At 61.8% G+C, this 14,349-nt stretch carries 14 protein-coding genes; 2 read left to right on the forward strand and 12 right to left on the reverse strand.

Annotation, left to right across the window (positions count from 1 at the left end; all coding sequences use genetic code 11):
• The gene (locus AC3A43_RS04900) at positions 1-936 is read left to right on the forward strand and encodes a DUF808 domain-containing protein (protein WP_487791405.1); all 936 of its coding nucleotides are present in this window, start codon (positions 1-3) and stop codon (positions 934-936) included.
• A gap of 38 nt (positions 937-974) precedes the next feature.
• On the opposite strand, the gene AC3A43_RS04905 is transcribed toward AC3A43_RS04900, so the two are convergent.
• The 8 genes from AC3A43_RS04905 to AC3A43_RS04940 form a co-directional block, all read right to left on the reverse strand.
• Positions 975-2,105 carry an ABC transporter ATP-binding protein gene (locus AC3A43_RS04905; protein ID WP_487791406.1) on the reverse strand — a complete coding sequence of 377 codons (1,131 nt, stop codon included), beginning with the start codon at positions 2,103-2,105 and terminating at the stop codon, positions 975-977.
• A gap of 2 nt (positions 2,106-2,107) precedes the next feature.
• Entirely contained in the window at positions 2,108-2,950 is an 843-nt protein-coding gene (locus AC3A43_RS04910; protein ID WP_487791407.1) for an ABC transporter permease, read from the reverse strand.
• Positions 2,950-3,855, reverse strand: a complete 906-nt coding sequence (locus AC3A43_RS04915) for an ABC transporter permease (RefSeq protein WP_039574282.1) — start codon at positions 3,853-3,855, stop codon at positions 2,950-2,952. The genes AC3A43_RS04910 and AC3A43_RS04915 overlap by 1 nt, the downstream gene beginning before the upstream one ends.
• A 23-nt stretch (positions 3,856-3,878) precedes the next feature.
• Positions 3,879-4,985: an ABC transporter substrate-binding protein gene (locus tag AC3A43_RS04920; protein ID WP_487791408.1), complete on the reverse strand. Its 1,107-nt coding sequence runs from the start codon at positions 4,983-4,985 to the stop codon at positions 3,879-3,881.
• A gap of 92 nt (positions 4,986-5,077) precedes the next feature.
• On the reverse strand, positions 5,078-6,469 hold the full coding sequence (locus AC3A43_RS04925; protein ID WP_487791409.1) for a glutamine synthetase family protein: 1,392 nt from the start codon (positions 6,467-6,469) through the stop codon (positions 5,078-5,080).
• Positions 6,470-6,476: 7 nt separating this feature from the next.
• Entirely contained in the window at positions 6,477-7,820 is a 1,344-nt protein-coding gene (locus AC3A43_RS04930) for an aspartate aminotransferase family protein (RefSeq protein ID WP_487791410.1), read from the reverse strand.
• On the reverse strand, positions 7,817-9,085 hold the full coding sequence (locus tag AC3A43_RS04935) for an NAD(P)/FAD-dependent oxidoreductase (protein WP_487791411.1): 1,269 nt from the start codon (positions 9,083-9,085) through the stop codon (positions 7,817-7,819). The genes AC3A43_RS04930 and AC3A43_RS04935 overlap by 4 nt, the downstream gene beginning before the upstream one ends.
• Before the next feature lie 14 nt (positions 9,086-9,099).
• Positions 9,100-10,446, reverse strand: a complete 1,347-nt coding sequence (locus AC3A43_RS04940) for a glutamine synthetase family protein (protein ID WP_487791412.1) — start codon at positions 10,444-10,446, stop codon at positions 9,100-9,102.
• A 234-nt stretch (positions 10,447-10,680) separates the two neighbouring features.
• Between AC3A43_RS04940 and aptA the strand changes: the two genes are divergently transcribed.
• The gene (gene aptA / locus AC3A43_RS04945; RefSeq protein WP_487791413.1) at positions 10,681-11,997 is read left to right on the forward strand and encodes an omega-aminotransferase AptA; all 1,317 of its coding nucleotides are present in this window, start codon (positions 10,681-10,683) and stop codon (positions 11,995-11,997) included.
• 12 nt (positions 11,998-12,009) lie between these two features.
• On the opposite strand, the gene AC3A43_RS04950 is transcribed toward aptA, so the two are convergent.
• From AC3A43_RS04950 to AC3A43_RS04965, 4 genes are all read right to left on the reverse strand, one after another.
• Positions 12,010-12,234 carry a hypothetical protein gene (locus AC3A43_RS04950; RefSeq protein WP_487791414.1) on the reverse strand — a complete coding sequence of 75 codons (225 nt, stop codon included), beginning with the start codon at positions 12,232-12,234 and terminating at the stop codon, positions 12,010-12,012.
• 225 nt (positions 12,235-12,459) lie between these two features.
• Positions 12,460-12,723 (reverse strand): translation initiation factor IF-1, encoded by a 264-nt coding sequence (gene infA / locus AC3A43_RS04955; RefSeq protein WP_487791415.1) that lies wholly within the window; start codon positions 12,721-12,723, stop codon positions 12,460-12,462.
• 3 nt (positions 12,724-12,726) lie between these two features.
• Complete coding sequence (locus AC3A43_RS04960) at positions 12,727-12,933, reverse strand: cold-shock protein (RefSeq protein WP_487791416.1); 207 nt, start codon at positions 12,931-12,933, stop codon at positions 12,727-12,729.
• A 189-nt stretch (positions 12,934-13,122) separates the two neighbouring features.
• Positions 13,123-14,349: a sensor histidine kinase gene (locus AC3A43_RS04965; RefSeq protein ID WP_487791417.1), complete on the reverse strand. Its 1,227-nt coding sequence runs from the start codon at positions 14,347-14,349 to the stop codon at positions 13,123-13,125.

Genomic DNA, 14,349 nt, shown 5'->3' on the forward strand with positions numbered 1-14,349 from the left:
ATGCCCTCCGGCCTTTTTGCCCTGCTCGACGATATTGCGACCATCGCCAAGGTCGCCGCGGCGAGCATCGACGATATCGGTGCCGCCGCATCGAAGGCCGGGGTCAAGGCGGCGGGTGTGGTCGTCGACGATACCGCGGTGACCCCGCGCTACGTCACCGGCTTTACCCCCGACCGCGAACTGCCGATCATCTGGCGAATTACCAAGGGGTCGATCTTCAACAAGCTGGTGCTGATCCTGCCGGCATTGCTGTTGCTGTCGACCTTTGTGCCATGGGCGATCACGCCGCTGTTGATGCTCGGCGGCGCCTATCTCTGCTTCGAAGGCGCGGAAAAGGTGCTGCACTCGCTGCAGAAGGATACGACGAGTCTGGCCAAAGACGCCGAAATCGTCGCCGACAAGGACCATGAAGAGGCGATGGTGAAGGGCGCAGTGCGCACCGACTTCATCCTCTCGGCCGAGATCATGGTGATTGCTTTGAACGAAGTGCTCGACGAGCATTTCGCGATGCGCGCCGCGACACTCGCGGTGGTGGCGATCTTTATCACGATTGCGGTCTACGGCGTCGTCGGCCTGATCGTGAAAATGGACGACATCGGCCTGCATATGGCGAAAGAGGGCAACAGCGCACGCCGGGCGATCGGGCGTGGGCTCGTTTCCTTCATGCCGAAGCTGCTCGCCGCGCTCGCGCTGATCGGAACCGCGGCGATGCTGTGGGTTGGCGGGCAGATTTTCCTTCACGGCCTCGACGAATATCATATCGGCAACATCGGACATGGCCTCCACGATTTTGCACATGCGGTGGCGGGCGGCTTGCCCGGCGCAGGCCTGTGGGAATGGCTGATCAATGCCGGCGGCGCGGGTGTATTTGGGCTGCTGCTCGGCGGCGTGATTGTCGGCGTGCTGCATCTTCTGCCGGGGAAGAAGGGCCATTGACCTCGTCAGGGGCGATGAAGGAAAGCTCTTTTCCGGTTTTAGCCTAGCAACACCACCGGGCTGTCCGCGCGCCAGTGCATGCTGACCTTGTCGCCCCAGGTGAAATCCTCCTGGTCGTGGCGCGAGAGATTGGGGCGTGAGACGCGGAGCATCGCTCCCGATTCCAGCTCGATCTCGAACAGAGTGATATCGCCTAGGTAGCTCATCCCTTTGATCTTGCCGCGCGCGAAATTATAGCCGTCAGGCGCGTCCTGCGCCGCGGCCTTGACGGCCTTGCCTTCGCCCGGAACATGAAGATAGATTTTCTCGGGACGCAGCGCGACCCAGACGTCGGCGCCATGCGGGCCGGTGACGCCATGGTTGAGATAGACTTTGCCAAGCCCGGGGCAGTCGACCGCCGCCTTGTCGGGATCATCGAGCGTCAGCTTGCCCTCGAAGATGTTCACCGAGCCGACGAAATCGGCGACGAAGCGGTTCGACGGATATTCATAGAGATCGGATGGGGTCGCGAGCTGCGCCACTTCGCCCTTGTTGATAACCCCGATGCGGCACGCCATCGACAGCGCCTCATCCTGATCGTGGGTCACCGTGACAAAGGTGATGCCGACCTTTTCCTGAAGATCTGAAAGCTCGAACTGCATCTGCGCGCGCAGCTTGGCGTCGAGCGCCGACAGCGGTTCGTCGAGCAGCAGAACTTTGGGCCGCATGACGAGACTGCGGGCGAGCGCGACGCGCTGGCGCTGGCCGCCCGACATCTGGTCAGGCATGCGCGCCTCGAACCCGCCGAGCTTCACGAGCTCAAGCGCCTCGGCAACGCGGTCCTTGATCTCGCCGCCCTTTACGCCGGCAATCTTCAATCCATAGGCAACATTGTCGGCGACGCTCATGTGCGGGAACACGGCATAGCTTTGGAACACCATGTTGACAGGGCGCTTGTTGGGCGGAATACCCGCCATATCCTGCCCGTCGATCAAGATCTTGCCTTCGGTCGGGAGCTCGAAACCCGCGATCATCCGCAGCAAGGTCGTCTTGCCACAGCCCGACGGGCCCAGCAGCACGAAAAATTCGCCGGCATTGATATCGAGGCTGACATTGTCGACCGCGGTGACCTTGCCGAAACGCTTCGAGATATTCTGGATCTGGATGATCGGTTGGGCGGGTTCGGTCATGGTCAATGGGTTTCCGCAATGGCTTTGACGCCCTGGAGTTTGAGCGCGACGAAGGTGAGGGCAATTGTGAGGACGATGAGCAGGGTCGAGGCGGCGTTGACCTCGGGCGTGACCGAGAAGCGGACCATCGAATAGACCTTCACCGGGAAGGTGATCGTGTCGGGGCCGCTGGTGAAATAGGTGATGACGAAATCGTCGAGGCTCAATGTGAAGGACAGTAACGCGCCGGCAACGAGCGCGGGCTTGATGTGCGGGATCAGCACGTCGCGGAACACCTGCCACTCGCTCGCGCCCAGATCCTTCGCCGCTTCCTCCTGCTCGCGATTAAAGGTCGCGAGGCGCGAGCGAACGACCATCGTCACAAAGGGAAAGCAGAAGGTGATGTGCGCGATGGTGATCGCGCCAAGGTTGAACGGCCAGACGAGATCGGTCGGCCAGTCGACCGCGGCAAAGAACATCAAAAAGGCGACGCCAAGGCAGATTTCGGGGACGATGATCGGCAGCGAAATCGTGCCGTCGATCGCGCTTTTCAGAGGAAAGCGGAAACGCCAGAGCATCACCGCGGCGACGGCACCAAGAACAAGACTGGCAATGGTGGCCAGCGCGGCGATGGTCAGCGAGTTCAGCAGCGCCTCGACGAGCTGGTCATTGCCCATCGCCTTCTCGTAATATTTGGTCGTGAAACCGCGCCACACGACGTTGCGCTTGCTGTCGTTGAAGCTGAAGATCATCAGCACGACGAGCGGCGCGTAGAGGAAGACCATCACCGCGCCGACCCACAGGCGCATCCATAGGGTGCGGCTATATTCGAGCGGGGCTACGGGGGTGCGGGCGAAAAGCGCCATCAGCGGACCTCCGGCACTTTTTTGCGCATCGACTGGATCGCGATCAGCGCGAACATTGCATATATCAGCAAGAAGGAGAGCGCGGCGCCGAAGGGCCAGTCGTTCGCCTTTTTGAACTGGCGCTCGATCACGTTGGCGATCATCTGGCTGTCGGTCCCGCCCATCAGGTCGGGGGTAAGATAGGCGCCAAGCGCAGGAATCAGCGTGATCATCACCCCGGCGATGATGCCCGGCGCGGCGAGCGGAACGACGATCCGCATGATCGTGCGGAAATGCCCGGCGCCAAGGTCAAGGCTCGCCTCGATCAGGCTGCGGTCGAGCCGGTCGAGCGCCGCATAGAGCGGCAGGACCATGAAGGGCAGGTGGACGTAGACGAGCCCGAACACGACCGCGAAATTGTTGAAGAGAAGCTGCACCGGTTCCCATGTCGGAAGCGGTTGCAGTCCGACGAGCGTCTTGATCCAGCTCGTTCCTTCCCACAGCGCACCGAGCCCCTTGTTGGCGAAACCCTGCGTGCCGAGCAGCATCATCAGCGCATAGGTGCGGATCAGGAGGTTGGTCCAGAAGGGCAGCATGATACCCAGCAGCAGCCAAGGCCGCCATTTCTCGCTGGCAAAAGTGATCGCCATCGCAACGGGAAAGCCGATGATCAGGCAGATGAGGGTGACGAGCGCAGCGACCGCGAAACTCTTGCCGAAAATGGTCAGGTACAGCCACTCGGTCGCGCGCTTGTAATTGTCGAGCGTGCCCGAAAACTCGATTTCGGTCAGGCCCTTATTCTCGCCAAAGCTGTAGAGCCAGACGATCGCCATCGGCACGAGGAAGAAGACGATGACCCAAAAGAGCGTCGGAAGCGATACCGCCGCAAAGACCCTTTTGTTGGTTTTCCAGTCCTGTTCGGCCACCCCCCGATGCCCCTTTCAGATTTCTAGGCTGCCCGGACCCTGGTGAAGGCTTCTTCGTAAAGCGGCTGCAGTTCCGGATTGAACCGCGCATATTCGCACTTCGCCAGCACGTCGGCGGGCGGGAAAATGACCGGATTATTCTTGTAGCTGTCGGGCATCAGCGCCTTCGCCGCCGAGTTGGGCGTCGGATACAGGATCGTCTCGGTGATTTCTTTGTCGACGTTCGCGTCGAGGATATAGTTGATGAAGGCGTGGGCGTTCTTCGGATGCGGCGCACCCTTCGGGATGCACAGATTGTCCGAGTTGAGCTGGCTGCCTTCCTTGGGCACGACGAAGTCGATGTCCTTGTCCTCGGTCATCGCCTGCGCAATGTCGCCATTATATTCAAGTACGACGTCGACGTCGCCTTTGAGCAACAGATCCTGCCCGTCGTCCTCGTGGAATTTCTTCACATTGGGCTTTTGCTTGATCATCATCTTTTCGATCGTCGCGATGTCCGCTGGGGTCAGCGCGTTGACCGATTTGCCGAGATATTTGCCATAAAGGCGGAACATATCGCCAGCCTCGGACAGCCAGGCGATGCGGCCCGCATATTCGGGGCTATCGAACAGGACTTTCCAGCTGTCGGGCCGCGCCGATACTTTCGATTTGCGATAGCCGATGCCAAGCGCCAGCCATGTGTAGGGCATCGAAAATTTGCGCTGCAGATCATATTCGACGTCGATGTAGGCGGCATCGATATTCTTCTTGTTCGGGAGCAGCGCGTGATCGAGCGGCATCAGCATGCCGGCCTTGCTCATCCGCTCGACGAAGTCGTTCGACGGCACGATCACGTCATAGCCCGGATTGCCGGCCTTGAACTTGGCGAACAACACGTCGTTGCTGTCGAACAGGTCCATCGTTACGTCGACGCCCGTTGCTTCCTTGAAATTGTCGAGCGTGTTCTCGCCGATATAGGTGTCCCAATTGTAGAAGTTGAGCTTGGCTTCCTCGCCGTTCGCGAGCTTCTTGCCTTCGCCCTTGCTGCACGCGGCAAGGCCGCCGAAGCTTATCCCAATTGCCGCGACGCCCATCGCTTGCAGGAGCGAGCGGCGCCCCCGGGTTTGCTTGATCAGTTCAATCGGATCCATGTGCAGCCTCCCTGTTTGTGACGCCAAGCTGACTCAATAATGGCGGCTTGGAAAGAGGTTATTTTGCGCTGCAACACGAATCTTTGAAAGATTCATGCGTTGCGCAGGTACCAGTCATAATCGAGCGTCGGCACGACGCCGAAATAGCGGTCTTGCTCGACGCGCTTCACGATGCTGAACATGTCGACGAAGCGCGTCCCCAGATAGTCGCGCATCAGGTCGGACGCATGGAAGCGGTCGACCGCGGCGAACCAGTTCGACGGCGGCTTGTCGTCGCCGCTGTTGTCGCGGTCATAGCCGTTACCGACCACCGCTGCGCCGGGATCACTCTTGTTTGTCATGCCGTGATGCATACCCGCGAGGACCGCGGCGACGGCCAGATAGGGGTTCGCGTCGGCGCCGCACGCGCGATGCTCGACATGGCGGCTGGGCGGCGGGCCCGCGGGGATACGGAACGACACGGTGCGGTTGTTGACACCCCACGTCGGCGCAACGGGCGCGTAGCTGTTCGCCTTGAAGCGGCGATAGCTGTTCGCATGCGGCGCGAAGAGCGCGAAGGCGTCGCCAACGGTCGCGATCATCCCGCCAATCGCGTGGCGCAGCGCCGGTGTGCCCTCAGGGTCGTCGCTCGCGAAGATATTGGTGCCGCTGTTGTCGTTCATCGAGACATGAATGTGCATCCCGCTGCCTGCCTGCTCGGCAAAGGGCTTGGCCATGAAAGTCGCCTCGAGCCCCTGTTGCTGGGCTATCGCTTTGACGAGGCGCTTGTACATGATCGCGTCGTCGCAGGCGCGCAGTGCGTCGGGCTTGTGGCGCAGCGTCAGTTCGAACTGGCCCGGCGCGAATTCCGAGATCGCACTTTCGAGCGGCAGGCCCTGGACATCGGTTGCGGCATAAAGCGCGTCGAAGAAGGGACGGAAATCATCGAGTTCGCGCAGCCCATAGACTTCGACGTTGCGCGGATTGTCTCGGCTGTACGCAGGACGGGCAGGGCGGACCGTGCCATCGCGCGCACGGCGCGCATCAACGAGATAGAATTCGAGTTCGACCGCGAGCACCGGGGTCAGCCCGTCGGCGGTAAAGCGGTCGATCACGCCGCCGAGAACATGGCGCGGATCAAGGTCGTGCGGCGTACCGTCGAGTTCATAGAAATCGACAAGGAACTGTGCGGCGTTGTCGCCACCCCACGGCGTGCGGACAAGCGTACCGGGGATCGGCTTCATCGAACGGTCGGCGTCGCCATCTTCCCAGACAAGGCCGGTTTCGACGGTATCCTGCCCGGTAATATCGACGACGGTGATCGATCCGGGGAACATGCGGCCGCTTTCGTAAACCGCCATCACCTCATGCTGGCGCAGGCGCTTGCCGCGCGGGACGCCGCCGAAGTCGGTGTAGATCATTTCGATCGAATCGACGTCGGGGTTCGCCTTGAAAAAGGCCTCCGCTTCCGATCGTTCCGCGATCACTCCCGATGACTTCGACATCGCCCCACTACTCCTTTAATGTACGTACGCAGTCGGCGAGTGCGCCGACCAGCCGGTCGATCTGATCATCGCCGGTGACCGGGCTCACCAACATCATATTGTGAAACGGCGCTAGCAAAATTCCGCGGTTGGCCATGCTCAAATGGATCGCCGCCTCCAGTTCGGGTTGCATCGCCGCCTTTGCTTCGCTGCCGTTGCGGGGCGGGTTTGGACAGGTCAGCAGCTCTACGCGCGCGCCGACCTGCGTGATGTGCCATTCGAGGTCGGCCGCCGAAATTTCCCGTTCCAAGCCTGTAACCAGCCTTGCCGCACCGCGGAGCATCAGGTCGTAGGCGGCAGGGGTGATGACGTCCGACAGCATCGCGTCCATCGCGGTGATCGCGAGCGCATTGGCCGACAATGTCGTGCCGATGCCGCTGTGCCCCGCGGGACGCGAGGCGTTGAGTGCCGCCATGTGTTCCGCGACCTTAGCCGAAAAGCCATAGACCGCGCACGGCACGCCACCGCCGATCGACTTGCCGACAACCATCAGGTCGGGCGTGGCACCGTGCGTGACGCCATGGCCGCCATAGCCCGACGAGATTGTGTGCGTTTCGTCGAATATCAGCAGCGTACCGGTTTCGTCGCAGAGCCTGCGGAGTGTCGCCAGGAAGCCGGGAGCGCCCAGCACCATGCCGGCATTGGTCATCACCGGCTCGGCAAGCACGCACGCGATATCGCCGCCGCGCAAAGCTGCCGTCAGGGCCTCTGCGTCGTTGAATTCGATCACGGTCGTCGTGGCTCGCAGGTCGTGGACCTGGCCGACCAAGCTTGCCCGCATGTCCGGCGCGCCGCCTTTCAGGTCGACGAAGGCGTCGTCGACCGCACCATGATAAGCGCCATTGAAAGTCACGATTTTCTGCCGCCCGCTGATCCCGCGACACCAGCGGATGACCGCGCGGTTGGCTTCACTGGCGGTGGTGGTGACCTGCCATAAAGGCAGGCCGAACATCGCGGTGAGCCGCTGCGACAGCGCCGCGCCGCGTGTCGTCGGGAGCATATAGCTCAGGCCCTCTCCCGCCTGCTTTGCGAGCGCGGCGGCGAGGGCGGGCGGCGAATGGCCAAACAGGCTAGCCGTGTCGCCGAGGCAGAAGTCGTCGTAAGTCTGCCCGTCGATGCTCGTCAGCGTCGCGTCTTTCGCCGACGCCGCAACGATCGGTACCGGGCTCGGCCAGTCCTTCATCCAGTGGAACGGCACCGACTGGAACCAGCCCGTCGCGGCTGCGTGATGCGCCAAGGCGCGCGGATTGGCGCTGCGAAAACGCTCGGCTTCGCGGTCCGCGACACGCTTGATAGCGGCGTTCGAGATCACCCGAGCCTGTCCTTCATCGCATAATAGAGGAGCCCGAGCGTGGCGAGCGGCTGGCGCAGCCATTTGCCGCCGGGGAAGGGCTTCGCGGGCAGATTGGCGAGCACGTCGAAGCGTTCGGCTGTTCCCGCCATCGCCTCGGCGATCAACTCGCCCGCCAGCGTCGTGACCATTGCGCCATGCCCCGAGAAGCCGTGCGCGTAGAAGACATTCCCGCGCCGCCCGATATGCGGCAGCCGGTTCATCGTCACCGCGACTACACCGCCCCAACCATAACCGATCGGGGCGTCGGCGATCTGCGGGAAAACCTCTGCCATGAAAGGCCGGACGAACGCCGCGATGTCGCGCGGCGGTGTCTGCGAATAACGCTCGCCGCCGCCGAAGATCAGGCGCTTGTCGGCCGATAGGCGGAAATAGTTGAGCACGAAGCGGCTGTCGGCGACCGCGGCATCGCTGGGGAGCAGGGCGTCGGCGTTCGCGAGCGGTGCGGTCGCGATGTTATAGTTCATTATCGGCACCGTGTAGCGGCCGAGATCGGGCTCGATATGGCCGATCCAACTATCTGTCGCATCGATAACATAGCGCGCCCCTATATGCGCGCGGTCGGTGATCACGCCGTGGCCTTCGGCGGTATCGGTGATCTGGTAAGCGCGTTCATCTTCCCAGATGCGCACACCCGCGGCTTCGGCCGCTTTCGCCAGCCCGATCGCATAATTGAGCGGATGAAAATGCCCGGCCTTTGGGTCATAGACGCCGCCATGATAGAGCGGGCTTGCGATGTGGCTCGCCATATCCTGTTTCGCGACGACGTCGCTTTGGTAGCCGAAGCGTGTCGCCAGATAATCGGTTTCGCGGTTCATCGCATCGAAATCTTTGGGCGTCCACGCCGCCTCGAGATGCCCGGTCTTCAGATCGCAATCGATGCCATGCTTTTCGATGCGTGCTTTTACCGGGTTCGCGCGCCAGCACAGGTCGAACAGTGCATCGGCACGTTCGCGGCCGAATTCGGTCTCAAGTTCGGAGGCAGACCAGCGCAGGCCGGGGATCAACTGACCGCCGTTGCGGCCCGAGGCGCCAAAGCCGACATGTTCGCGCTCGACCAGGATCACCGAGAAGTCGCGCTCGGCACAGGCGAGTGCGGCCGACAGGCCGGTGAAGCCGCCACCGATCACCGCGACGTCGAACGACAGATCATCGCCCATTTCATAGGAAGACCGCCACTCGTGCGCGGTTGCGGCATAATAGCTGTTGGCAAGCGGATCGGTCATGGCCGGCTCGCGGGTCAGACCCGCATCAACAGATGTTCGCGTTCCCAGCTCGACACGACCGACTGGTAATTGAACAGCTCATAATCCTTCACCGCGAAGAAGATTTCGAAGAAATCGTCGCCGAGCAGGTTGCGGACCTTTTTGCACGAACTGAAGCGGTCGAGCGCCGCTTCGAGCGTGCGGGGCAGGGTGCGCGCGCGGTTATATGCGCTGCCGGTGATCGGCTTGGCCGGCACCATCCGATCGACGATGCCGATATAACCGCAGATCAGCGACGCGGCGATCGCGAGATAGGGATTGCTGTCGGCGCCGGGCAGGCGGTTTTCGACGCGACGGTTCGCCTTGTCCGAAATCGGCACGCGGAAGCCGCACGACCGGTTGTCCTCGCCCCACTGGACGTTGATCGGCGCCGCGCTGTCGGGGCGCATGCGGCGGAAGCTGTTCACATTCGGCGCCCACAAGGGCGAGATTTGCGGCATATAGCGCACGAGCCCGGCGATATAGCTGCGGAACATCGCGCTATCGCGGCCTTGTGCGGTCGAAAACAGATTCTTGCCCGTCGTCGCATCGACCACCGACTGATGGATGTGCATCGCGCTGCCCGGCTGGCCCGCCATCGGGTTCGCCATGAAGGTCGCATAGACGTCATGCTGTTTCGCCACGTTGCGTACGACGCGCTTGAACAGGAACACTTCGTCCGCGAGCCGCAGCGGGTCACCATGCTCGAAATTGACCTCGAGCTGCGCGGCGCCCATTTCGTGAATCATCGTGTCGATATCGAGCCCCATCAGCTCGCAATCGTCATAGATATGATCGATGATATCCTCATATTCGTTCATCGCTTCCAGCCCGTACGGCTGGCTCGCGGTCTCGCTCCGGCCCGACTGGCCGGTAGGCGGGGTCAGCGGAAAGTCGGGGTCGGTATTCTGTGACACAAGATAGAATTCCACCTCGGGCGCGATGATCGGTTTCCAGCCTTTTTCGGCATAGAGCGCGAGCACCTTTTTCAGGATCGTCCGCGGCGCGATGTCGACCTCGCTGCCGTCGCCGTTGAAGGCGTCGGCGATCACGAAAGCGGTGGGCGATTTGAACCCCGGGGCGATGCAGATCGTGCTCGGATCGGCGATCAGGATCTTGTCGGGGTCCTTGTCCCAGATATCGTCGATATCTTCCGGATAATGGCCGTCGATCGTGCAGATGAAGACGCTGCCCGGAATGCGCAGCGACTTGTCCTTGACCGAGGAGAGGAATTTTTTGGCGGGCAGGACTTTACCGCGCTGGACCCCGTTGATGTCGGGGACGATGCATTCGACTTCGTCGATTTTATGGTCGTTGATCCATTGTTCCAGATTGACTGACATGCGCCCCCGATTGAGCCGGGGAACCGGCCCTGTTGTGCGGGGGGAGCGTATCGCAAGCTTGGACGAAGCGCCAGAGGGGGCGGCTATTCTGCCAGTTTTGGTATTAAACCATGCCGAATTCTTTGCTTGCGCGAAACTCACCAAGCTCCATTCTCGCCATACCGGGCTTGACCCGATGCCCGCCCAGTCCTCAAGAAGGGCGGCGATGATTGAGAGCCTGAAGGAAAAACGGCGATGCAGGGTGACAATGACCAGCTGGCGTCCTTCTGGATGCCCTTTACCGCCAACCGGTCGTACAAGGCGAACCCGCGCCAGCTCGTGTCGGCGAGCGGCATGCATTATCAGAGTAGTGACGGGCGGGCGATCCTCGACGGCACGTCGGGACTATGGTGCAGCAACGCCGGGCATTGCCGGCCCGAGATTGTCGAGGCGATCGCGAAGGCCGCGGCCACGCTGGATTTCGCACCGACATTTCAGCTGGGGCATCCGCTGCCTTTCGAGCTGGCGCAGCGCCTTGCTGACCTGATGCCCGACGGGCTCGACCGGATATTCTTCACCAACAGCGGCTCCGAATCGGTCGATACAGCGCTGAAAATCGCGCTCAATATCCAGCGCGCGAAGGGGCAGGGGACGCGGACGCGGCTGATCGGGCGCGAGCGCGGTTATCACGGCACCGGTTTTGGCGGGATCAGCGTCGGCGGGCTCGTCAACAACCGGCGTACGTTCGGGATCGGCTTGCCTGGTGTCGATCATATCCGCCACACACACGATATAGAACGCAACGCGTTCACGCGCGGATTTCCGCAGCATGGCGCCGAGCTGGCGGACGACCTCCAGCGGCTTGTCGACCTGCATGGCGCCGACACGATCGCGGCGGTGATCGTCGAACCGATGGCAGGGTCGACCGGTGTGCTGGTGCCGCCTGTCGGCTATCTGCAGCGCCTGCGCGATATCTGCGACAAGCATGGCATCATTCTGATTTTCGACGAAGTTATCACGGCGTTCGGCCGCGTCGGCGGCGCCACCGCGGCGGGACAGTGGGGCGTGACGCCCGACATCATCACGATGGCAAAGGGGCTGACCAACGCCGCGGTGCCGATGGGTGCCGTCGCAGTAAAGCGCGAGCTACACGATGCGGTGATCGACAGCGTGCCCGGCGGGATCGAGCTGTTCCACGGCTACACCTATTCGGGGCATCCGTTGGCCAGCGCCGCGGGTCTCGCCACGCTGGATCTCTATGCGCGCGACGGCTTGTTCGACCGGGCCGCTGAACTGGGCAGCTATTGGGAAGATGCGGCGCACAGCCTGAAAGGCGGTCGCCACGTCATCGACATTCGGACCATCGGGCTGGTCGCCGGAATCGAGCTTGCGCCGCGTCCCGGCGCCCCGACGGCGCGCGCGATGGAATTATTCCATGCCTGTTTCGACAATGGCCTGCTCGTTCGCGCAACCGGCGACATCATCGCGCTGTCGCCGCCGCTGATTGTCGAGAAGGAGCAGATCGACGAGATGTTCGGAAAAATTGGCGACTTGCTCGATCGCATCGACTGACGGGAAGGCCGGTCAGTCGGCGGCGGCGCTTGCTTCAGCGTTTGCCTCTGCCTTGGCGGCTGCAACAGCAACCTGCCGCGCGCGCGTAGCTTCGGTCTGGATCAGACGTTCGGCCATCGTGCGCCACGCCTGTTCGGCGCGCAGATTGCGGTCGCGAACCTGCGACAAGCTGCTTTCCGCCGCGTCTGACGCGCACTTATCCGCCTGAATCAGGTAGAAATCGCTGGTGTTCGACATGGCGGAAATCCTTGGAGTTGTAGGTGGTTGAAGGGTCGGGCTGTGTGTCAGTCGACCATTTGAGCGATCAGGCGGCGCAGTTCGCGCTGCGATAGCGTCGGCGATCGCCGTGCTGGTTTGTCGGCTCGCGCATCAATGGCGGAATAGGGCCGAAGGAGGGAAGGAAATGCATTCAATGTGAAGTTCATAATATCCTGTAGTTTATTCTGTTCTGGTTGGTTGGAATCAGCGTCGATTGCCCTTGCGGGGGCCGCCGCCGGCAGGACCGGCGCCGCGATCGCGATAGATGATGCGACCCTTGGTCAGGTCATAAGGCGTCATCTCGACGCGAACGGCGTCGCCCACGACCGACCGGATACGAAAGCGTCGCATCCGGCCTGCCGTATAAGCGATGATCCGATGATCATTTTCCAGAATGACGCCGAAGCGTCCGTCCGGAAGAATTTCATCGATCTGGCCGTCGAGGGTTAGCAGTTCCTCTTTGGCCAAAGATCAGGCCGACTGGATGTTGACGGCGGAAACTTTACCGCGCTGGTCGGTTTCGACGTCATAGGAAACGCGCTGATCCTTGTTCAGCGTCGACATCCCGGCGCGTTCGAGGGCGGTGATATGGACGAAATTGTCGCCCGAGCCGTCTTCGTTGGCGATGAAGCCATAACCTTTGTCGGTGTTGAAGAATTTTACTGTGCCGATGGGCATGGGATTGTTCCTTTCACGGAAGCGGAGTTGCCACCGGCTTATGCTGGTGGCGCCAGGTAGCGTGAGGAGGGACGTGTCCGCCATTCAGGCAAAGAAATCCGTCGAAAGCGACGATAGCCTGCTGAAGATGGGCCTTAAGCTACGAAAAGTCAAGGATAGGCCGGGATTCGCGCTTGACGAAGCGTGGATTCACCCTTCGATGGAGAGCGGAAAAGTCACCGAAACGCGGGTGCCTTTGCCAACTTCGCTATCGATGTCGAGCTGTCCCTGATGGCGTTCGCTGATGTGTTTGACGATGGCCAGGCCAAGGCCGGTGCCGCCCACCGACCGGCTGCGCGCTTCGTCGACCCGGTAGAAGCGCTCGGTCAGGCGCGGCAGGTGATCGGATGCGATACCATCGCCCTGATCGCTGACCGATAGCCGCACGCGGCGTCCTTCGCGGACAAGCTCAACCGTTACCGGCGTGCCGGCATGCCCATATTTCATGGCGTTCGAAATGATATTGTGGGCGAGTTGCCCCAATTGGGCCTCGTCGCCGAGCATCGGTTGTGTGACGTCTCCTAATTGGGCGACCACATCGTTCGCCCGTACCTGTTCGCTGTCGCGAAGCTGGGCGATCGTCGTCTTGACGATTGCGGCAAGATCGACCGGCGTCGTCGGGCGGCGAAAGCGGTCCGCCTCGACCCGCGATATCGAGAGGAGGTCGATGACGAGTTGCTGCATTCGCCGTGCCTCACGCTCGATGATCGCCAGAAATCGGTCGCGCGTCGGCGCATCGGCCTCGCCATTCATTTCCTGCAGCGTTTCGACATAGCCGAGGATCGCGGCAAGCGGCGTGCGCAGTTCGTGGCTGGCGTTGGCGACGAAGTCGGAGCGCATGCGATCGGCCGCGTCGATCGCCGAGCGGTCGGACAGAAAGATGATATATTCGCTTCCCGACAGCGCCGCAGTCCGCATCGTCCAACGCTGCCCCGGGCGCGGAAAATCGACCAGATCGACAGTGTTGAGCGCCGCATTTTCATCGATACGCGACAGCCAGTCGGTGGCCGCGGGATGGCGGATCGCGGTCCGCATGTCGGCCCCGACAATATGCCGGCCGAGCAGGCGGATCGCCGCGTCGTTGGCAATCGTGACGATGTTGTCGGCGGTGCCGATCAGCGGTTCCTTTTCCTGATCGACCCAATGGGCGAAATCGGGGTGGCGAAGCAGGGACGCTGGCGGGGTCTCCTCGGGCTGTGTGCCCTGGGTGTCCGGCAGCGCCACCGGAAGCGCGCTGTAGACGGTGCCAGCCGCAATAAATCCCGCGACCGCCATGATGGCGATCGACAGCGGATCGCCCCCCGACAGCGCGGCAAAAATCGCCGCGATGGCGACTAGTGTCAGAGCGATGACCAGAGTGGAGAGGCGATCGAACAT

Source organism: Sphingopyxis sp. Soil_C_28 (assembly GCF_057657055.1).